This window comes from Duganella rivi (assembly GCF_009857435.1).
GTDB classification, from domain to species: domain Bacteria; phylum Pseudomonadota; class Gammaproteobacteria; order Burkholderiales; family Burkholderiaceae_D; genus Rugamonas; species Rugamonas rivi.
The window spans coordinates 788,982-808,822 of record NZ_WWCK01000004.1 but is presented as its reverse complement, the minus strand read 5'-3'; the positions used below and the strand labels follow the sequence as shown (position 1 = coordinate 808,822).

Genomic DNA, 19,841 nt, shown 5'->3' with positions numbered 1-19,841 from the left:
TCAAAGCTTGATGACCATAGTAAGTCGGTCCCACCCCTTCCCATCCCGAACAGGACCGTGAAACGACTCTACGCCGATGATAGTGCTGCAACCAGTGTGAAAGTAGGTTATCGTCAAGCTAGTTATTAAAAAAGGCCCGCTCAGTTTATCTGTGTGGGCCTTTTTGCATTTTATTTTCCATAACGCCAATATAATGGCGTTTTTGCATTCCCTGGAACAGCGAAGATGTATGACGCTAGGCGTTGATTGGGGGGCTTGCGTGGATCCGTGCTTAAAAGAATGCCGATATCACTCATAATTGGTCGACTTGAAGCAAATACATCGTGATTTAATCCCAATAGTTCGGTTCCTACTGCTGTGACGTCAATGGTGTCGATTCCATCGATTACAAGCGGGCCTTCAGCTGGGACATCGCCAGCGCGTGGAATGTTGCCGGCCAGCTTGCGGGATGCTAGCAAAGCGCGGTCGGAAGAGGATGCATAAAGCGTCATTCCCTTAGTTAATGGCCGAATGGCTGGCGCATTCTGCCTGAAATAGTCCCTGTCAACATCGGGTGCTGCCATAATCAACTCGGCTATTTTCAATGGCACCGGGTCTTGTTTTTGGCTTTTTAAAGCATCAATAATGACCATGTTGCCCATGCTATGAGCTAGGACATGTATCTTTTTAATGCCTTGATTCGTCAGGTTTCGGAGTAAGTCCGTGAACTCTTGTGACGATATTGCAGCGCTTTCTTTATCGTACTGATAGTCCACCGTCTTCCCACGCGAAGCCCAAGTAAACAGTACAGCAGTTCCTCTATATTGCAGATCCCAGACAATTTGGGCCATGCTGTAGAGCGAGTCTTCAAAAGAGTTGTTGTACCCATGTACAAATACCAAGGCCTCATTATCTCCTTTTGCCTGCAGCAATTGCGTCCACTCCTTAGCTGTCAGTTTACAGACTTCTTTAATGAAGAAATGCTTATTTGGATCTGCTTTTTGTTCATATAAGTCGTAACCCCAAAGCGCATACTTCAACGGCAATTCAATATGTCCGACACGGTGATCCAACGGAACATTGACGCGTGCAGCACCATAGGCCAGTGGGCCGCGTTCGCCTGTGAAAGAGGTTCTTGTTCGCGCCACATCTAGGGCGCGTGTTGTGGCGAAAAGGAATTCGACCTGCCGCTGATTTGCATTGGTGGCCGCTTTAACGCACAATTGAGGGAACGAGGCACAAGGCGCCAGGGATGCAGAGACTTTCGATGGTGCAAGCGCTGCGCCGCGGTTACCGCCGTCGGGGCGCTCCTGAATTTCTGCCCCAATGGGGGTGATGCTCAGTTCGGCAAATACAATTTTATGGCTGTCGCCGGAATAGACTAATCGCCAGTCTGATATGCCGTTATTGTGAACTGCACGCCCCGAGGCTTGCCAAGTATTGCCCACCAGCAGGTCCTCAGGTCCCACTATTTCTTGGATTTCACCTAATGCAAGAAGGCTTTTGTCTAAATCCCCTTCGCTAAGTTGCTTTTTGCTACGCTCATCCAATATGCCGATGCTCCCGTCTTTTAAATCAGCAGCCGCTAGGTTGATGAGTTCGATTGCCGATTGCGCTTGCCCGCACAGCGGGAATAGCGTCAGCACCAAGTAAAACGCCATCAGAATTAAACGCGTCGTCATTTTCACCCTTTCTCATCAATGCGGTTTACGGTGTGCCTATGATTGGAGTTTGAGGCAGTGTGCTGCTATACATGGCAAAGGCTCCCCAGTAATACGGATGGCGATAGCGTTTGGCGGCGCCAAGAACGGAATCGCGATACGCTACCGCTGAATCGGAATGCACTGCTAATTGTGTGTAGAAGTCTCGAAAAAAACGCTGGGTCGCGTAAGAGTCGACATTCCAGTTTGCGAGCAGGATGCGCTGGGCTCCGCCAACTAGTAGTCCTCGAACAAAACCGATTGCCTCCCCGCCGCGCAGGACTGCGCTTTCGCCCGTTTGGCAAGCGGACAGTGTAATGAGTGAGATATGGCTAAGATTGCGGGCAGCGAGATCGCTTGGCCGGAGTACACCTTGTTCAGCAGATGAGGACAGAAAAATCGTGGAACTCATCGGGTCATTGGAATTAAAGATGCCGTGCGCGGCGACATGAACTATAGGGGCTTCCTGTATGCGATTGAGCACCTCTTTCATTTGCGGCGTGCCCGCAGTGATGAATAACTGCTGCCCTTGCATGCGTGGATCGAGCGCGCGTCTCATGTCGTCCAATTCTTGAATTGCCGAGCGCAATACTGGCAATGCTAACGGCGCGCGATCCAGATAAACGTCGGGTAATGCAGCCTTGATAACACTGGGGGATATGGAATCGCGCGCAGCAACTGCAAGATAATGCAGCTTCTGCAATGAGCCGCGCTGATTTGAATCTAGCAACATGCCCGATGGTGTCAGTAAGACGGTGAAACGCTCAAATAGCGACGCTTGATTCACATGGCTCTGTGCCGTATCCGATTTCATTTTGCTTAGTGCTGGCCAAGGAAGCCAGTACAGGTTTTCGTCGGGCACTATGATGAGAAAAGTGGTTTGCTCCTGAAGCTGTAGGTCGGCGATAAGCTTTTGATGAAGATCGGCTAGCGTGTCAGTCAATGATGCAGGCGGCTGGTCTCGCAAGATTGCTTCTTTAGCGGCTTCATGCTCAGGGTTCATTTGCTTTTGCACACGAAGCCGCGCTTGCTCTACTTGCTTAGGCGTCAAGCGTAGCGGAACAATGCGCAGCTTGCCCTGTTCTGCCACGATTGCAACCGAACGCGTGTTGTTGATGTAATAGCTAACGTAGGCTAGCGGGCCTTGGGCAAGCGCTGCGATCGCAGCAGAGGCTTGCTTTTCGTTGAGCATGGCGATATTGCTCTGTCTAGCCTCGCGTAAGACCTGTGCCCTCCAGCTTTCGAGGGCGTTGCTGAGCTTCACGGGGTCTTGTGGCACCGAGGTAAGCAGCCGTTTCAAATGATGCTCTGCTATTTCTGCAGACGAGCTAACAAAGGCCAGCTTGTTATCCTCTTTTGTTACATCGACTTGTAAGTTGAGAATGCTGGTGAATGCGCCTTCCGATGCCGCAGCAGCGTCCTTGGGGCGTTTTAAAAGGTCTAAAGTAATTGCGATCTCATCCTGCAGTTGTGGCCAAAGGGAGCCGCGTTGATTGACGAGGCGGGACGCTGCCTTTAGCACATCTAAGGCACGTTGTGTCTTGCCCGTGGCGCGCAGAAGGCGCCCATACAAAAGAAGAGCAAGCGGCCCGTCTTCCGACCAAGCGACCGCGTCTAGTTGGGCGAAGCCAGCATCGAGCAGGTGCGCTGCCACATCGAATAGTCCGGAACGCATGGCTATTTCAGAGGCGAGTAGCCAAGCTTTGGCATTAAGTGTACTTTGTCGGCTTTCAGCGCTATTCCGCAAGAGCAAAGATAAGGTGCTAACCGCCGATGAGTAGCGCCCTAGCCGTGTCAGCGCGACTGCCTCCGCGTACAAATCGCTGCCCCAGTATTGGCCATACACAGCCCGGCGCTCTGAGGCGATGCGCGCGACACGTAACGCTTCTTCGAAATTACCTGCGAGCAGCAAGTAATCGACCAGGCGGACTTGTACGTCAGGATCATCGGGATTTTTCTCTAACAATACAAGTAAGTGCGCATAGTAGCTACCAAGTTCTCCCTTGGCACGAGATAATATGAGCTGAAGGTGAAGTAGGGCTTTACGCAAGGGGATATCCTGCACGGCTTGAGTGTCGATATCACAGGCGTTGCTCGCGGCGGTTACATTGCCCGTTGCAAAGTATGCACTGGCCAGCGTGAATGCCAACAATCCTTGGGTATCGGCGCGCTTTTCAAACGGGAGAGGCATTTTTTTTAACAGCGCTAATACTCGCTCCGCAAATGCGGCCGCTTCGGTGTTCGCCTCGGTGCGCTGTAGTTGGTAAATAAGCGCTGCTAGCTCGCGAGTGATGCTCTCCAGCTCATCGCCATTTCCTGGGTCTATTGCCGTGAGATTTTCAATATTTTTTTCAATTTCTGCCGATAGGCCAGGCCGACTCACTTCCTCACCTAGTCCCAGAAGATTACGGTTCATGCCGGTTCCAACGTCTCCCCAGGATTCATAGTTGGCCAGCAATTTAAGCTTTCCACTGGCTGCTGAATAGCGAAATACCAGGCTCTGGGCACGGCTTGGACATTGATTACAGTCCTCATACCTACGGCTGCCGGTAGCGCGCGTCAGCAGGAATTTACGCTCGCCAGTTCCGTCAATGTCGGCAGTAAAAAAGGTCCCATGATACGCTTCGCCGTCATTGAAAACGCGAGTGGTGCGCCGGCGTATCGGATCTACAATCCAAAGAGTTAGATCTCCTGCACTGCCTTCAGTTGTGCTTACCAGTACTGTGTGTTCGCCACCTCGGATTGGGTCGCTGACGGCATAGGTTATTCCGCCGAGTAGAATTTCGATGACCCAGTAGCGTAGTTGGTTCTGACCAGAGGGGGGAAGCTCGGCGATTAAGATTCTTCCTCCTATAATGCCGATATTGTCCACTTTGACTGCTAGAAAGTTGCGTGAACCGGTGGCGATGCTATCGAGTAAGGTTACACGGCCAATTTTCCTGTCGCTCTTGGTCTCGTCTGAACCATTTTGTAGTGGCTCATCTTTACCAAGTATTTGCTTGAATTGAGCATCGTTCAGCATGCGGGTGACGATTTGGCTGCGGCGCGGCATCCCAGTACCATCTCGTTGTACCATGAGAGCCCGCAGATCCGAGGCAGTTTGCGCCGAAATACGCATGCTTTTCCAGTCGTGTACGCTAATATGCAGGTCTGGCGGCAGCGGTAAGCTGACTTCCGCATTAGCAAGCACTGCTTCCGTAAGCGCTACCTGGTGCTTTGCGCGCTTGGGTGAAGTTGGCAGCCAGCCGCTACGTACACTTTTACCCTTAAGTCTCTGTTTTAGCTCTTGGAGTCGACCTAAATTGTCGGTAGGCAGCGCTAAGAGAGAGTACAAATTCTGGCATAGGACGTTTTCCCCTTCGCGGCAGCGCCAAGGGGGCGTATCAGCTTGCACTGATCGCTGAACGAAATCTATTTTGTTGCGAGAAGATTGCGTTGCCTGATTTTTTCTTGCGCCAAGCAAGGCTTGGGCGGTGGCTAGTTGCCCGATATCAAGTGCCAGTAGCGCCGAGTCAACGGCTCCCGCTTTAATCGACTCCTCAACAGCTGGGATCGGGTTTCGATGGTCAAATGTTAAGCGTGTATTGGCGATAATGCTATAGGCGACAGCTTTATCCGACTTTGTGGCATTACGTAAATAAACCACAATTTGATCTTCCATTGTTGCCAACTCGCCTACACGTTTCTTATCTTTCTCGACCTCGAGCTCGATTTCACGCTCACCCTGCACTTGCTGTAGCGCGGTCCGCGACTCTTCGATGGTAGCGACTTGGGCGAGGTAGGAAATAAGTTGATCGCGCAGCGTGGCATCTGCAACCTGTGCAACGATAGGAGATACGGCCGCCGATTCCGCCTGCGGGATAGCATTGGCATCGAGAAAGTGCAGGAGCAGGAGCAGTGCAAGCGCGGCCAGTCGCGAGCTATTTAGATGATGGCGGATACAAGTCAATGTCAGCTCAAGCATACATCCTCCGTGGAAGCAGTATCGATATCACTGTGCTAGCCATTGACTTAATGGCAACGACTAACCAAGATAAGGTAATGAGTTTTACTTGTCAATAAATTATTGATCTTGGTGATAGGCGGAATATTTGCGTCAGATACGGCTGACAGTCGAACAAATTTGAGCCGAGGGAGAACTTTAGGGCTGCGCACATGTATCATTAGTCGTTGCAGTGACCAACTACTAAAGGGTGCATACATGTCAAAAAAATATCGCTTGGTAACGCGCAGTGACTTCGATGGCCTGGTTTGCGCGGTACTGTTAAAGCACCTTGATTTGATCGATGAAATCCTGTTTGTCCATCCCAAGGATATGCAGGACGGTAAGATCGCTATCAGCGACAACGACATCACCACCAATCTTCCATTCGTTCCCGGCGTTCATCTGGCTTTTGACCACCACTTGTCAGAGACCATCCGCAATACCGGCGAGCGCAAGAACCACGTGATTCATCCAGAAGCGCCGTCGGCCGCGCGCGTGGTCTATGATTATTACGGCGGTACCAAGGCTTTCCCTGCCTCGTGGGGCGATATGATGGCGGCGGTCGACAAGGGCGACGCCGCGCGCTTCAACGAGCAGGAAGTGCTGAACCCGCAAGGCTGGGATCTGCTGAACTTCCTGATGGATGCGCGTACTGGCCTCGGCCGCTTCCGCGAGTTCCGCATCTCGAACTACAACCTGATGATGGATCTGATCGATTACTGCAAAGACCACACGATCGAGCAGATCATGGAACTGCCGGACGTGAAGGAGCGCAAGGATCTGTACTTCGAGCACGCCGAGAAATGCAAAGACCAAATCCGCCGCTGCGCCACCGTGCACAAGAACCTGGTGGTGCTGGATTTGCGCAACGAAGAGATCATCTTCGCCGGCAACCGCTTCATCATCTACGCTGTATTCCCGCAGACGAATATCTCGATCCACGTGCTGTGGGGCTTGAAGAACCAGAACACCGTGTTCGCTACCGGCAAATCGATTCTGAATCGCACGTCGAAAACCAACATCGGCGCGCTGATGCTGGAATACGGCGGCGGCGGCCACGAGAATGCGGGCACCTGCCAGGTCGATAACGAGATGGCCGAGGATGTGCTCGGCGCACTGATCCACCGGATCACCACTGAAGGTTAAAAAAAAAGCGCCCTAGGGCGCTTTTTAATTAGAACTCTTTTTCAGGAAGAGCTATGTGATTATCAGTGCTGAACTGGTAGTCCTTGAACACGTGTTCCGCAGTCAGCATCTGGTAGTCGCCATCGGGCTTCTTGAAGGAGGTGTCCTTCAGCTTGTAGGTGTAGTGGCCGCAAGTCCAGCAGTTGAAGTTGCGCATGTGGGTGCACAGGCAGGTCTTGTCCATCACCACCACGGTCTTCGCCTCGGGATGTGCTTCCACCTCGCGGTTGTAGGCATTGATGTAAGAGCAGTTGCCGCAAGCATCCAGCAGGTAGCCGTACGACTCGCAGCCCGGGCGAATGCCGGAGCCGATTGCCGGCGTGTTCTTCAGCATGCGCATCGGGTAGCCGGTCGGCGACACGCCGTTGACGATGATGTCGTCCTCGGAAGCCTTGAAGTATTCCTGCTTGACCTTCTCCGGCAGGCCGCATTCCTTGGTGACCGTGAAGCGGGTGGCCACTTGCACGCCAGCCGCGCCGGCTTCGAGGAAGCTCACTGCGTCCGAACCGGTGAAGATGCCGCCGGCTGCGATCAGCGGAATGTCCAGATTTTCAGCCTTGAAGTAGGCCAGCAACTCCTTGGTGATGGTCATCAAGTCGTAGTCTTTCCAGTCTTCCAGACCGAAACCGAGGTGGCCGCCAGCCAGCGGGCCTTCCACGATGACGTAATCCGGCAGACGGTTCAGCTTGGCGTTCTTGCGCAGGAAGATTTGCAGCGCGCGCACCGACGACACGATGATGCCGAGCTTGGCTTCGCGGAAGCGCGGGTGGTCGGCCATCAGCGCGAACGAGCCGAAGTGCAGGCCGGCCGACAAGGTGATGCCGTCGATGCCGGCGTCCAGCGCCGCGTTCAAACGGGTGCGCAGGGTCTCGCGCGGGCCGTTCATGGTCAGCTTTTCCATGCAGTTGACGAAGATCAGGCCCGGGCCTTTCTTGGCCTTCATGGTGGCGCCGATGTGCAGACGCTGCGCCTCGGCCAGGCGCTCCAGGTCGAACTGGACAATGGACTTGTCCATATTGTTGATGTTGTGCTTGTACAGCTTGGTCTTGTCTTTGACGAAGCTGGTGTCGAACTTGCGATCCGACACGTCTTCAACCATGGCATCCGAGATGTGGCCGATACCGCCCAGGCGGGCTGCTTCCAGCGCCAATTCCGAGGTCGAAATATCGACACCCATTCCGCCGATCATGATGGGCACGTACTCTTCATTGCCAAATCGCAGGCGGAAATCATCAACACGTTTCATTGCTATCCTTAGACTACCGAAGTTATATACGGTCGCGCGGTAGTACGCATGATCGGGGCTCCCGATTCATTCTACTCCATGTGTACTACAGCTTTGTGACGGCGCGCTAGCGCTGGGCTAGCCGCGCGCGTGGGCGGGAATCAATCGCGGAAGTTGTTGAATTCCAGCGGCAGGTCGGTGGCTTCCTTGCGCAGCAGGGCCATCGCGGCTTGCAGGTCATCGCGCTTGGCGCCGGTGACGCGCACCGATTCGCCCTGAATCGCGGCTTGCACCTTCATCTTGCTGTCCTTGATGATGCGGACGATTTTCTTGGCGTCGTCGGACTCGATGCCGTTCTTGACCTTGATCACCTGGCGCACCTTGTCGCCGCCGATTTTCTTGATCTCGCCATCTTCGAGGAAGCGGACATCGACCTTGCGCTTGCCCAGTTTGCCGATCAGCACGTCGCGTACTTGTTGCAACTGGAATTCTGCATCTGCGGTCAGCGTCAGTTCGCGTTCTTTCTGTTCGACGGCGGCGCCGGTGCCCTTGAAGTCAAAGCGCGTGGCTATCTCTTTTTGAGATTGCTCCACGGCATTCTTCACTTCGATCATATCGGCTTCCAAAACTACATCAAACGACGGCATAACTATTTCCTTTATCTTGCTGCTTCAAAGACTGCCATTTTAACGGACAACCCGCGATTCGCAGCCATATCGACACTGGTTTTTTGCTTGTTTCGCTCTATAATCGACTAAATTTATTGGTTATTTCCCCTCATGTCCGCACCGTCTTCCATTCAGTATCAACATTCGCTTCAATCTCTCAACACTTTCGGCATCGCGGCGACTGCGCGCGCGTATTTGCGCGTCACTAAAAAAGAGCAACTGCTCGGCGTTTATGCTGATGGCGCTTGGGTTTCTTTGCCGAAGCTGGTGTTGGGCGGCGGGAGTAATTTGCTGTTGACGCGGGATTTTGACGGGCTGGTTTTGCACATCGCGCTGGAAGGAAAAGAGCTCATCGGCGGCGACGAGCAGCATCATTTTGTGCGTGCTTCGGCCGGCGAAAATTGGCATGCGTTTGTGCAGTGGACTGTTGATCAAGGCATCGGCGGCCTGGAAAATTTATCGCTGATTCCAGGCACGGTTGGCGCGGCGCCGATTCAAAATATTGGCGCGTATGGACTCGAAATCAAAGACGTCTTTCACAGCGTGACGGTGTTCGATCCGGGCACCGGCGAGACGCGCGTGATGGACGGTGCGGCCTGCCGTTTCGGTTATCGCGACAGCGTGTTCAAACAAGAAGGCCGCCACCTGATTATTCTCGACGTTACCTTCGCGCTGCCCAAGCAGTGGACGCCGAATCTGCGCTACGCGGAACTGGCGGCAGAACCGGATCTGACCTCGCCGCGCAAAGTGGCGGATGCGGTGATTGCAATCCGCCGCCGCAAGCTGCCTGATCCCGCGGTGATCGGCAACGCCGGCAGCTTCTTTAAAAATCCCGTGGTGCCGGGCGCGCAATGCGCGGCGCTGCTGGAGCGCTTTCCGAACATGGTGCACCACGCGCAGCCCGACGGCACCGAGAAGCTGGCCGCCGGCTGGCTGATCGATCAATGCGGGTGGAAGGGCAAGAGCCTGGGTGCAGCGGGCGTGTACCCAAAACAGGCGCTGGTGCTGGTGAATAACGGCGGCGCCACCGGCGCCGAAGTGGTGGCGCTGGCCAAGGCCATACAGGCCGACGTACAAGCGCGCTACGGCGTGCTGCTGGAGCCGGAGCCGGTGTTTATCTAAGGCCGCGCTGCCTGCACCAGTTCAATCGCGGTGTGGGCATCGTCTGGATAGAGCGAGCTGCCGGTGTGGCAGGCGGCGCGCAGTGCAGCGTCGCTGATGCCGGGCAGCGATTCCCCCGTTACCGACAGGCTGATGCGATGCAATTGGCTCGTGACGATCGAGCGCCGCGACGCCATATTCAAGATCACGCCAAATTCATCGTGGCCGATGCGCGCCACCAAATCGCCGGGACGGCATTCACGCTCGATGCGGCGCGAGATATCGGCCAGCGCTTCGGGAAGCTTGTCGATGCCGTCAAGACGAATCACCGCCACGCCGAGGTGCGTACTGCCTCCCTGCGCGGCTGCCAGCTTGGCTTGCAGCTGCTCGTAGAAGAAGGAGCGGTTGGCGGTGCCGCTAGCCTCGTCCAGCGTCATGCGCTGCTTGAGTACATTCGGGCCTTCCTGCGTAGCGCGCTGCATCAGCATGGCCGTCATATTGGCCAGCAGCTGCGCGATCTCCACTTCGTACTCATTGAACTCGCGCGGCGCTTTCCATACCAGCTTCATGACGGCGATGGCTTCGTCGCCGGCGATCAGCGGCACGATCACCATCGCGCGCAAGCCGACCTTGCGGCACGCTTCGCGGTTGACGCGATCATCGGTTTCGCTATCGGTGCATAAGGCGGCGGTGCGGCTGGTCAGCACACTGCCGGACAGGCTGTTCGCCACCTTCATGCGCAAGCCTAGCTGCGCTTCCGCGAGGCCGCTGGCGGAGCGGTAGACGATGGAGTCTTCTTCCAGCAGTTCGACCACCGCGCCGTCGGCGCCGGTGAGTTCCACGGCCTTGCTGGAGGCAGCGTCCATGACGGCGCTCAAGTCATTGCCCAGCCCTACCAGTTGGACCTGTGCTTCAATGATGGCAAGTAGCTTTTGATGTGGGATCATGGTCGTAAAAAAAGCAGGCCTAGGCCTGCTTTCAAGTTTAGCCGAAATGGCAAACGTAATCTAACGTTTCTACGGTTTCGATATCGAACTTGCTGTTGCCTGCCACTTTGAATTCCTGGCCGGCGCCGTAGGTCTGCCATTCGCTGGCGCCGTCGAGGCGCACCTTGCACACGCCGCCGACGATTTCCATGATTTCCGGCGCGCCGGTGTTAAACGTCAGGCTGGAAGGGAAGATCACGCCGACGGTTTTCTTGGTGCCATCGGCGAGAATGATAGTGTGCGACACGCACTTGCCGTCGAAGTAGATATTCGATTTTTTAACTACGCTGACTTGATCGATTTGAGCACTCATGCTGCTGGATTTCCTTGGTTCGATGGAGTGAGACCGGGCAGGTCGTCCGCGCTGACTACGCGGTTGCGCCCCGCGCTCTTGGCGGCGTACAGCGCCCGGTCGGCTTGCTGGATCAGCTCTTCGACGCTGCTGGCGGGCGACGGCACTACGCTGGCCACGCCGATCGACATGGTGACGCTGGAGAGTTCCGTAGTCGCCTGCGGATTTTCAATCGCGAGCTGTTCCAAGTGGCGGCGGCATGACTCGGCCACGATCAGCGCGCCGGTCAGTTGAGTATCGGGCAGGATAATCGCGAACTCCTCGCCGCCGTAGCGCGCAGCCAGATCGGCCGGGCGCTTCAGGTGTTCAGTTAACACCGCGGCCACTTTTTTCAGGCACAAATCGCCCGCGAGGTGGCCGAAGCTGTCGTTATACAGTTTGAAGAAGTCGACGTCGCACAGCAGCAGGGTCAATGGCTGCTTGTCGCGCTGGCCGCGCTGCCACTCGATGCGCATGGTGTCGTCGAAGCGGCGGCGATTGGCGATGCCGGTCAGGCCGTCCAATGCGGCCAGTTTTTGCAGTTCGATGTTGGCGTCGGCCAGCTGCTTCTGGCTCTCGCGCAGGAAGCGGAATGCCTGGTCGCGCTGCAAGCGGCTGATATGGGCGCCGGAGTGATAGCGCACGCGCGCCAGCAGTTCCAGCTTGTCCGGCAGCTTGACCATGTAGTCGTTGGCGCCGGTGGCAAAGCTGTGCGCCTTGAGTTTCGGATCTTCTTTTGCGGACAGCACGATCACCGGCACGTGGCGCAGGCCTTCCTCGTTGCGGTACTGGGCGATCTGGCCGAAGCCGTCGATGGTCGGCATCACCAGGTCTTGCAGGATCACGGTCGGTTGCAGTTGCAGCGCCGTCTCCAGCGACTTGGTCGAATCGGTCACGTAATGGAATTCGATGTCCGGCTGATCGCTCAACATGCGGCGCACGGCTTCGACGATAATCAGCTGGTCATCGACCAGCAGTACGCGCACTTTGAAGGTGGTCAGGACTGGTTCTTGATCTGCTGCGATTACTTGTGCTTCGGACATCAGGACTCTCTTAAGTTATTGTCTGGGAACTAAGTACGGCCACCCAGAGTGCTGCGCAACATAGGCCCGATCTTCGCCAGCGGTAAAATCATCTGCGCGGCATCCATCTCGGCCGCCGCACGCGGCATGCCGTACACCGCGCTGCTGGCCTGGTCTTGGGCGATGGTGGTCTGGCCGGCGCGGCGCATGGCCAGCAAGCCTTCCGCGCCATCGCGGCCCATGCCGGTCAATAGTACACCAACTGCCTCGCCTTTCCAGTGCTGGGCCACGCAGTGGAAGAAGACGTCCACCGATGGCCGGTAGGCGTAATCCTTGGGATTGGCATCGTAACGCAAGCGGTAGTTTTGATCCAGCGTCAGGTGATCGTTGCTCTTGGCGATAAGAACAGTGCCTGCTACCAGCTCGTCGCCTTCTTCGATGGCGCGTACCGGCATCTCCAGCTGTTCGCCAAGCCAGCGCGCGAAGTTATCGGCGAAGTGCTGGTCGATGTGCTGCACCACCACGATGGCGCAGCCGCGCGGCGCCTTCCAGCCGGCCAGCATCTTGGACACGGCGACCGGGCCGCCGGTCGATGCGCCGATGGCCAGCAGGGAGGTGACCTTTTCGGTTTCCTGTGCTTCTGAGTTGTTATTGTTGCCGGCAGCGGCAGCAGTACGGGGCGGCATGGACTGATTGCCGCCGCTGTGGCGTATCAGCTTGTCCATGGTGCGGATCTTGGCCAGCAGTTCGGTGTCGCCGCCAGGCTGCCCTTGCAGCACCGGGGTCGCAGTGACGTCAAGGGCGCCGGCGCCCAAGGCACGGAACACCTGGTTGACGTTGTCCTGCGGGCGGCCGGTCACCACCAGGATGGCGCACGGGCTTTGCTCCATGATCTGGCGCGTCGCTTCCACGCCGTCCAGCTCCGGCATGTTCAAGTCCATCAGGATCAGGTCAGGGCGGTTTTCCGCGCACATGCGCACCGCCTCGGCGCCGGTGCGCGCGATCCACAGTACCTGGTGTTCCGCAGTACTGGCGACCACGCGCCGCAGCGCTTCGGCTGCCATGGCGACATCGTTGGCGATGGCGATTTTCATCTGCGGGCGTCCCCAATCAAATCGCTGACGGCATCGAGCAGCGTCTCGTCGTGGAAGCTGCCCTTGGTCAGATAGTAGTCGGCGCCTGCCGAGAGGCCGCGTGCGCGGTCTTCCGGCCGGTCTTTGTAAGAGACTATCATGACTGGCAGCTTGTGCAAGTGGATGTCTTTTTTAATCAAGGTGACCAACTCGATACCGTCCATGCGCGGCATGTCGACGTCGGTGATGACCAAGTCGTAATCGCCGCTGCGCACCACGTTCCAGCCGTCGATGCCGTCGATGGCGATATCGACCAGGAAGCCGCGGCCAAGCAGCAGCTTGCGTTCCATCTCGCGCACGGTGAGCGAGTCGTCCACCACCAGTATGCGTTTGGTTTTGCGGCGCTCGGCGGCGTCGGATTTGGCCAGTTGATGCAGGCCGCCTTCGTGCAGCAGTTTGTCGATGGAGAGCAGCAGATCCGGTACATCGAGAATCAGCACCGGCTCGCCGTTGTCGAGCAGGGCGGCAGAGGAGATGTCGCGCATCTTGCCGAAGATAGGATCGATGGCTTGCACAGCCAGGCTTTGCTCGCCGCGTATCGCATCCACCACCAGCGCGTAGCGGCGCGTGCCGGCGCCGATTACCACCACGGAGAGTTCGGCGCCGCTGGCGTCGGTGTCGCCCAGCTCCAGCACTTGCGAGGCCGAGACCAAGCCCAGATGTTCTCCGCCGAAGTCGAAGAACTGTTTGCTCTCCAGCGTGTGGATGGTGGTTTGCGGCACCTTGAGTACACGTTCCACCTGCACGATAGGCACGGCGTAGGCTTCGCCTTTCACATCCACCACCAGCGCGCGCACGATCGATTGCGTCAGCGGCAGGGTGATGTAGGTGTGGAAGCCGACGCCCAGTTCGGACTCGATGCGCACGGTGCCGTTTTGCGAGCGGATGGTTTCGTGCACGATGTCCAGGCCGACGCCGCGCCCGGAAATTTCGGTGATGTTTTCTTTCAGGCTGAAGGCCGGCAGGAACAGGAATTCCATCAGCTCCGCCGGCGACATTGAAGCCGCCATCTGCGCCGGCGCCATTTTTCGTTCGATCACGCGGGTACGGATTTTTTCCAGGTTGACGCCTTTGCCGTCGTCGCTGATTTCGATACTGAGCATGCCGGCGCGGTGCTTGGCTTCCAATACGATGGTGCCGGTGCCCGGCTTGCCGGCGGCGATGCGGTCGGCGGCGCTGTCCATGCCGTGGTCGATGGCGTTGCGCAGCATGTGGTTGAGCGGGCTTTCGATCTTGACGAGAATGTCGCGGTCGACCAGTGTGTCTTCGCCGATGATTTGCAGTTGCACGTCTTTGCCCAGGCTGCGCGACAGGTCGCGTACCATGCGTGGGAAGTGCTGCACGCCGTCGCGGAAAGGGCGCATGCGCATGGTCAGCACTTCGTCGACCATGGATTGCGAGACGCCGAGCAGGCGGCGCTCGTAGGCTTCAATGTCGGCGATGTGTTCGAGCACGAACTGTTTGAGTGGATGCGTCTTTTGCAGCGCCAGCAGCGACTTCTCTTTCAGGCCTGCGTCGTCGCTGTTGGAGATGGCTTCGTGCAGTTGCTCGATCAGCGAGAACAGGCTGCTCTGGTTGCGCTTGAAGCGCTGCAGGTTTTGCACGAAGGGGTGCATCTGGTGCGCGTTGATGCGCGACTCGCTGGCCAGTGACAGCAGCTTGTCGAAGTTCTGCGCGTTCTTCATCGGCCCAGGGGAGCGGCGTTCGTGCGCGTCTTCGGCGGCAGCGGCAGGCGCTGTACCTTCTGCGACAACTGGTGCAGGCGCAACCACCTGTGGCGGTGCAGGCGGCGATAGGTCGATAGGCTCCGGCAGGAAAGCGATGGTGGCGATGGCGTTGAGCGTCGATTTGATTTGTTCGCTGTTATTAGCCAGCCATGCATCGACGCCGCTGTCTTGCAGGCGCGACGCCTGCAGGATCAAGTCCACGCCGGCCAGCAGTACGTCGACGCGGTTCGGCGTCAAGGCCAGCTTGCCGAGTTGCGCGGCGATGAAGGCGTCCTCCATGCCGTGTGCCAGTTGCACCACCACTTCCAGCCCGACGATGGCGGCTGCGCCCTTGATCGAGTGCGCGGCGCGCATCATCGATTCGACTGCGCTGGCATCGTCTTTCAGTCGCTCCATGGCCAGCAGACCGTCGGTCAGAATTTGCGTCTGGCTGTCGGCCTCCATGCGGAACAGGTCCAGCATGGAAAACTGGCTCAGGTCTCCGTTGTTATCGACGCTCATCGTAGGGTTCTCGCGAGTTGGTAGCCGATCAGCGCTTCATCCAGCATGCCGATACGCATGTCGTCATGCGAGATCACACCGGACAGGAAGCGGGACAAGCCCTTGTTGATAGTGGCGGCCGGCGCTTGCACTTCGCCGCTCGCGTAGCGCAGTATGCCGTGCAGGTCGGCCACCGGCAGCGCATAGGATTGGTCTTCCCAGCGGGTGAGCAGCAGGCGCGCAAAGGTGTGGCGGTTGGTGGCCGCTTCGCCCTCGCTTTCATCGATGCCCAGCAGGTCGGCCAGCGACATGCATGGATACAGCGTGCCGCCGACGTTGACGATGCCGCTTAAGCCGCGCGAGGCACGGTGCGGCAGGCGGTGCGGCTTGGCGATCGGCGCGACCGAGACGAACATGCGGGTCGGCAGCGACAGCCATTCGCGGCCGATGCGGAACACCAGGCAGGAGCTGTCCTGCTGCTGGTTGCCGGTGGCGGCCTGGCGGAAGTGGGCGGCCCAGTCTTTTTTGTAGTCGTCGCTGACGGGGCGCTGCAAATTCTGCTGCGCGGCGCTGGCATAGACTTCGCAGTTGCGGCAGTGGACATGCTGTTCCAGCTTGTCGCAACTCTGGTCGCCGTTCACGCCGATACTGTTCCAGCAGGCTTCGATGATGGTTGTGCTCATGGGTTAGCGTCTCAGGATGCCTGCTGGCGTTTGTAGATGCGGGCGGCGCGCGCTTTGAGGGCGGCGGCGCCGGCGGCGTCGTTGTTGGCTTCAGCCAGCAGGGCGAGGTGGCACAGGGCTTCGTAGTGATCCGGTTGCAGGTAGATGCAGCGCTTCCAGTAATCCGAGGCCATTTGCGGCTTGTTGGTTAGTTCGTTCAGCAGGCCGAGGATGAAGTAGGCTTCGGCCGATTCGGGATGCTGGGCGAGATGGTCGCGGCATTTGGCCTCGGCGGCTTTGACGTCGCCAAGGTCGGCAAGGCGGCGCGCTTCGGCCAGCAGGTCAACCGCGGCGGCGGTGGGGGCGCTCGCAGCGGTGCCGGCACGCGCTGCGCCGGTGGCGGCCGCGGTTGGCGCTGCGGCGCGGCTGCGGCCCGGAGCGGCCGGTGCAGGTGATGGCAGAACCGAGAACGCAGTTGGCGGCAGCGACGGCGGCGAGGCGATGCTGCGCGCGGCGCGCGGCGCAGGGGGCTTGGCCGGTGTGCGCGGCGCGTGTGCCGGCTTGCGCGCCGGTGCGGCTGCTTCCTTCTGCAAGCCAAATGCCTGGTTGTACGGCAGCGGCGAGAAACCGTGCTGGCAGAACGACGGCACCTCGGCGTAACCGGCAAATAGCTGGCCGTCATCCATCAGCAGCGCTTCCAGCTTGGCGATGGCTGCCTTGGTGGTTGGCTTGTCGAAGTAGATCAGAAGATTACGGCAGAAGACGACATCGTAGTAGCCGCTGCGCGTGCTCAGGTCAAACTCCAGCAAATTGCCTTGCTTGAAGCGGACTTGCTTGCGTATGGTGTCGTTGATGCGGTAATCGCCGTCGCCGGCGCTGGTGAAGTGCGTGTCGCGGAAGCTCAGATCCTGCGCGCGGAATGCGTTGCGGCCGTAAATGCCGCTCTTGGCGCGCGCCACGCAGGTCGGGCTGATGTCGAACGCATCGACCATGAAGTTATCGGGCGGGATGCCGGCGTCGGTCAGCACCATCGCCATGGTGTACGGTTCCTCGCCGCCCGCGCATGGAATCGACAGGATGCGTACCAGGCGCTCGCTGTTGGCGGCCAAACGCGCGCGCACAAACTCGGTCATCGCTACAAAGGCTTGCGGATCGCGGTAGAACCAGGACTCCGGTACCACCACCAATTCCACCAGCGCCGTCATTTCCTCCGGCGTGATCTGCTGGAGGTAGGCGTCATGATCGGTAACGGCGGTTTGCTCCATGCGATTCTTGATCGCTCGTTCCACCACCGACTTGGATAGATTCAAGCCGGTGGCAGCGCGCAGCATGGATTGGGCGGGCGTCATGATGTGCTATCCGCCTCTTGGAACAAGAGTGCGCGCAGCTCGGCCGGCAGCAAGTGTTCTAGTTCCACCAATTGCAGCATGCCTTGCCCATCGCTGGCGACTTGGCCGAGGAAGGGCGCTGCCTGTACGCCGCTGTTGAGCAGCAGGTCATCGCGCACTTCCTGCACTCCCAGCACGCGCTCGGCGCGCAGGCCTAGCTGGTGGTGGGCGCCTTCCGGCGTCACGTAATCGGCGATGATGATGCGGGTATCGAAATGGTCTTCACCGCTAGGCAGGCCGGCTGCGCGGCACAAATCGATTACCGGCACCGACCCGCCGTGCAAGTCCATCAGGCCGGCCACGGTGTCCGGCGCCAGCGGCAGCTGCTTGAGTTCCACCAGCGGCAGCACGCGCACCACATCGCGCAGGCGCAAGCCGTAACGATCAGCGCCGATGTGGAAGACGAGGAGTTTCATGACCTTATACCGCCACAGCGAAATTGGCGACGCTGGTTTGCAGATCGCCTGCCGCGTACTGTAGCTGATGCACTGCCTCGCTGGTGGCTTTCAGCGATTCCACGGTTTGCTGGGTAGCGTCGTTCAGCTGCATCATGGTGGCGGTGATTTGTTCCGCGCCCACGGCCTGCGACTGCATCCCTTGCAGCACCACGTCAAACTGCGGCGCCAGTTTCTGCACTTGATCCATCACGCCCGACAGCTGATCCGTCACTTGGCGCACCTCGCCCACACTGCGGCGGATCTCTTCGGAGAATTTATCCATGCCCATCACGCTGGCGGAAACAGCGGACTGCATCTCTTTCAGCATCTGCTCAATGTCCCAGGTCGACACCGAAGTCTGATCGGCCAGGCGGCGAATCTCCGTCGCCACCACCGAGAAGCCGCGGCCAGCTTCACCGGCTTTCTCCGCTTCGATGGCGGCGTTCAGCGACAGGATGTTGGTCTGGTCGGCCACCTTGGTAATCGTAATCAGCACGCTGTTGATGTTGGACGCTTTCTCCGACAGTGCCGCCAGCTTGGCGTTGATCGAATCGGTTGCCGACACCATGTGCTGCATGGTGCCATCCATGCGCTTCAAGTTGTTCTGTGCATCGGCGGTCGCGCTGGTGGTGTAGTCCGCCACGGCAGTGGCTTCTTCCATGGTCTTCAGCAGTTGCGAAGTGTTGGCCGAGATTTCCTTGGTGGTGCTGAGAATCTCAACGCTGGTCTGCGCCTGCTCGATGCCGGTGGCTTCCTGCTGCTTGGCCGAGGCGGCGATTTCGGTGGCCGAGGTGGTGACTTGAATGCCGGCCTTCTGCACATTGTTCAGCAGCGCGCGCAGGTTGGCGAACATGCGGTCGAGGCCACCGGCCAGGCGGCCGATGGCGTCTTCGCCTTGCACTTCGATCTTGCCGGTCAGGTCGCCGGCGGCGGCCTTGGATACCACGCCGAGCAGCGAATCGACTTTCGACTTGAGCAGATTGGTGGCGGCCAGTTCGTTGGCCTGGCTGTCTTGAATCGACTGTGCCATGCGGTTGAATTCCTGGGTGACTTCGCCCAGTTCATCGGCCGACAGCACTTGCGCGCGCGCCGACTGGTCGCCGGCGGCGATCTTGCCGACAGCCTGCGTCAGGTTATTCAATGGCGCCAGCAGCGCGCGCACCAGCAGCCATGCGATACCGAGCGACAGCACTACGCACACCACGCCGCCCAGCGTCAATACCGTGCGCATGGTTTCTTGCAGCTGGTCGGAGGCCTTGGAGCGATTGATCAGCAGTTGCTTCTCTTCGGCCGCAGCGTCGTTCATGAATTTGTAGATTTCGCCGATGGCGGAATTGGTGGTGCCGGACAGCTGCGGCGTGCGGCCCATGGCATCGGCGGCGCCGGGTTTGTCGCCCAGTTCCTGGCGCAGCTTAAGCTGGGAGGTGATGACGTCGTTGCTCCACACATTGATCATCTCTTCCAGCTTTTTAAAGCGCACCACTTGATTCGGATTATCGGCGGTGAGTTTTTGCAGTTCGGCGACGGAGGCTGGCAGGTCGGCCATCTCCTTGCGCGTCCGCTCGAGACGCTGCTCGGTGCCGGTCAAATAGTAGCCGCGTGCTTCCACCTGTACTTGCAGCAGGTCGTTGCGCAGCACGTCGATGGCCTGGATCACGTCCATGGTATGCCGGTCCCACTCATTGGCCTCGGACAGGCTGTTAAAGCGGTTGTAAGCGATGGATAGCAGCACCAGGATAATGGCGAGGATGGCGCTAAAACTGAGATATAGCTTCTTCTTGATGCTCAAGTCTTTAAACATTTTTTCTCCATGGCTGGTGGGTACCAGATTA

15 protein-coding genes and 1 rRNA gene are annotated in these 19,841 nt (G+C 58.0%); 3 read left to right on the top strand and 13 right to left on the bottom strand.

Annotated elements, in window-relative coordinates:
* Nucleotides 1-6 precede the first annotated feature (6 nt).
* Nucleotides 7-119 (top strand): 5S ribosomal RNA (rrf, locus tag GTP45_RS16165).
* Nucleotides 120-170: 51 nt separating this feature from the next.
* Here rrf and GTP45_RS16160 read toward each other — a convergent pair.
* Both GTP45_RS16160 and GTP45_RS16155 read right to left on the bottom strand, forming a co-directional pair.
* Nucleotides 171-1,661 carry an alpha/beta hydrolase gene (locus GTP45_RS16160; RefSeq protein ID WP_161014861.1) on the bottom strand — a complete coding sequence of 497 codons (1,491 nt, stop codon included), beginning with the start codon at nt 1,659-1,661 and terminating at the stop codon, nt 171-173.
* A 25-nt stretch (nt 1,662-1,686) separates the two neighbouring features.
* Nucleotides 1,687-5,643, bottom strand: coding sequence for a CHAT domain-containing protein (locus GTP45_RS16155; protein WP_161014860.1), 3,957 nt, complete (start codon nt 5,641-5,643; stop codon nt 1,687-1,689).
* Nucleotides 5,644-5,880: 237 nt separating this feature from the next.
* On the opposite strand from GTP45_RS16155, the gene GTP45_RS16150 reads away from it, so the two are divergent.
* Nucleotides 5,881-6,810 carry an exopolyphosphatase gene (locus GTP45_RS16150; RefSeq protein ID WP_161014859.1) on the top strand — a complete coding sequence of 310 codons (930 nt, stop codon included), beginning with the start codon at nt 5,881-5,883 and terminating at the stop codon, nt 6,808-6,810.
* A 28-nt stretch (nt 6,811-6,838) separates the two neighbouring features.
* Here the strand turns inward: GTP45_RS16150 and GTP45_RS16145 are convergent, their stop codons facing one another.
* Both GTP45_RS16145 and GTP45_RS16140 read right to left on the bottom strand, forming a co-directional pair.
* Entirely contained in the window at nt 6,839-8,095 is a 1,257-nt protein-coding gene (locus GTP45_RS16145; RefSeq protein WP_161014858.1) for a nitronate monooxygenase, read from the bottom strand.
* A 140-nt stretch (nt 8,096-8,235) separates the two neighbouring features.
* The gene (locus GTP45_RS16140) at nt 8,236-8,721 is read right to left on the bottom strand and encodes a YajQ family cyclic di-GMP-binding protein (protein ID WP_161014857.1); all 486 of its coding nucleotides are present in this window, start codon (nt 8,719-8,721) and stop codon (nt 8,236-8,238) included.
* A 132-nt stretch (nt 8,722-8,853) separates the two neighbouring features.
* Here GTP45_RS16140 and murB point away from each other — a divergent pair, with 132 nt between their 5' ends.
* Nucleotides 8,854-9,864: a UDP-N-acetylmuramate dehydrogenase gene (gene murB / locus GTP45_RS16135; RefSeq protein ID WP_161014856.1), complete on the top strand. Its 1,011-nt coding sequence runs from the start codon at nt 8,854-8,856 to the stop codon at nt 9,862-9,864.
* Here murB and GTP45_RS16130 read toward each other — a convergent pair.
* Genes GTP45_RS16130 through GTP45_RS16090 form a run of 9 tightly spaced genes read right to left on the bottom strand, consistent with a single transcriptional unit; the run spans nt 9,861 to nt 19,810 of the window.
* Complete coding sequence (locus GTP45_RS16130) at nt 9,861-10,790, bottom strand: sensor domain-containing diguanylate cyclase (RefSeq protein ID WP_161014855.1); 930 nt, start codon at nt 10,788-10,790, stop codon at nt 9,861-9,863. The two genes, murB and GTP45_RS16130, sit on opposite strands and share 4 nt — an antisense overlap.
* A 37-nt stretch (nt 10,791-10,827) precedes the next feature.
* A complete protein-coding gene (gene ppnP / locus GTP45_RS16125; protein WP_161014854.1) occupies nt 10,828-11,142 on the bottom strand; it encodes a pyrimidine/purine nucleoside phosphorylase in 315 nt (104 codons plus the stop codon).
* On the bottom strand, nt 11,139-12,203 hold the full coding sequence (locus GTP45_RS16120; protein ID WP_161014853.1) for a diguanylate cyclase: 1,065 nt from the start codon (nt 12,201-12,203) through the stop codon (nt 11,139-11,141). The genes ppnP and GTP45_RS16120 overlap by 4 nt, the downstream gene beginning before the upstream one ends.
* A gap of 29 nt (nt 12,204-12,232) precedes the next feature.
* A complete protein-coding gene (cheB, locus tag GTP45_RS16115; protein WP_161014852.1) occupies nt 12,233-13,276 on the bottom strand; it encodes a chemotaxis-specific protein-glutamate methyltransferase CheB in 1,044 nt (347 codons plus the stop codon).
* Nucleotides 13,273-15,543 (bottom strand): hybrid sensor histidine kinase/response regulator, encoded by a 2,271-nt coding sequence (locus tag GTP45_RS16110; protein ID WP_161014851.1) that lies wholly within the window; start codon nt 15,541-15,543, stop codon nt 13,273-13,275. Before GTP45_RS16110 ends, cheB begins: the two co-directional genes overlap by 4 nt.
* Nucleotides 15,540-16,205: a chemotaxis protein CheW gene (locus tag GTP45_RS16105; RefSeq protein WP_161014850.1), complete on the bottom strand. Its 666-nt coding sequence runs from the start codon at nt 16,203-16,205 to the stop codon at nt 15,540-15,542. The genes GTP45_RS16110 and GTP45_RS16105 overlap by 4 nt, the downstream gene beginning before the upstream one ends.
* 11 nt (nt 16,206-16,216) lie before the next feature.
* A complete protein-coding gene (locus GTP45_RS16100; protein WP_161014849.1) occupies nt 16,217-17,533 on the bottom strand; it encodes a CheR family methyltransferase in 1,317 nt (438 codons plus the stop codon).
* Entirely contained in the window at nt 17,530-17,988 is a 459-nt protein-coding gene (locus GTP45_RS16095) for a chemotaxis protein CheW (RefSeq protein WP_161014848.1), read from the bottom strand. The genes GTP45_RS16100 and GTP45_RS16095 overlap by 4 nt, the downstream gene beginning before the upstream one ends.
* Before the next feature lie 4 nt (nt 17,989-17,992).
* Nucleotides 17,993-19,810, bottom strand: a complete 1,818-nt coding sequence (locus tag GTP45_RS16090; RefSeq protein WP_161014847.1) for a methyl-accepting chemotaxis protein — start codon at nt 19,808-19,810, stop codon at nt 17,993-17,995.
* Between the last annotated feature and the right edge of the window lie 31 nt (nt 19,811-19,841).

Excerpts from the sequence above, each read along its gene's own strand:
- GTP45_RS16160 (WP_161014861.1), bottom strand. The coding sequence starts at position 1,661 with ATGACGACGCGTTTAATTCTGATGGCGTTTTACTTGGTGCTGACGCTA.
- GTP45_RS16155 (WP_161014860.1), bottom strand. The coding sequence starts at position 5,643 with ATGCTTGAGCTGACATTGACTTGTATCCGCCATCATCTAAATAGCTCG.
- GTP45_RS16150 (WP_161014859.1), top strand. The coding sequence starts at position 5,881 with ATGTCAAAAAAATATCGCTTGGTAACGCGCAGTGACTTCGATGGCCTG.
- GTP45_RS16145 (WP_161014858.1), bottom strand. The coding sequence starts at position 8,095 with ATGAAACGTGTTGATGATTTCCGCCTGCGATTTGGCAATGAAGAGTAC.
- GTP45_RS16140 (WP_161014857.1), bottom strand. The coding sequence starts at position 8,721 with ATGCCGTCGTTTGATGTAGTTTTGGAAGCCGATATGATCGAAGTGAAG.
- murB (WP_161014856.1), top strand. The coding sequence starts at position 8,854 with ATGTCCGCACCGTCTTCCATTCAGTATCAACATTCGCTTCAATCTCTC.
- GTP45_RS16130 (WP_161014855.1), bottom strand. The coding sequence starts at position 10,790 with ATGATCCCACATCAAAAGCTACTTGCCATCATTGAAGCACAGGTCCAA.
- ppnP (WP_161014854.1), bottom strand. The coding sequence starts at position 11,142 with ATGAGTGCTCAAATCGATCAAGTCAGCGTAGTTAAAAAATCGAATATC.
- GTP45_RS16120 (WP_161014853.1), bottom strand. The coding sequence starts at position 12,203 with ATGTCCGAAGCACAAGTAATCGCAGCAGATCAAGAACCAGTCCTGACC.
- cheB (WP_161014852.1), bottom strand. The coding sequence starts at position 13,276 with ATGAAAATCGCCATCGCCAACGATGTCGCCATGGCAGCCGAAGCGCTG.
- GTP45_RS16110 (WP_161014851.1), bottom strand. The coding sequence starts at position 15,543 with ATGAGCGTCGATAACAACGGAGACCTGAGCCAGTTTTCCATGCTGGAC.
- GTP45_RS16105 (WP_161014850.1), bottom strand. The coding sequence starts at position 16,205 with ATGAGCACAACCATCATCGAAGCCTGCTGGAACAGTATCGGCGTGAAC.
- GTP45_RS16100 (WP_161014849.1), bottom strand. The coding sequence starts at position 17,533 with ATGACGCCCGCCCAATCCATGCTGCGCGCTGCCACCGGCTTGAATCTA.
- GTP45_RS16095 (WP_161014848.1), bottom strand. The coding sequence starts at position 17,988 with ATGAAACTCCTCGTCTTCCACATCGGCGCTGATCGTTACGGCTTGCGC.
- GTP45_RS16090 (WP_161014847.1), bottom strand. The coding sequence starts at position 19,810 with ATGTTTAAAGACTTGAGCATCAAGAAGAAGCTATATCTCAGTTTTAGC.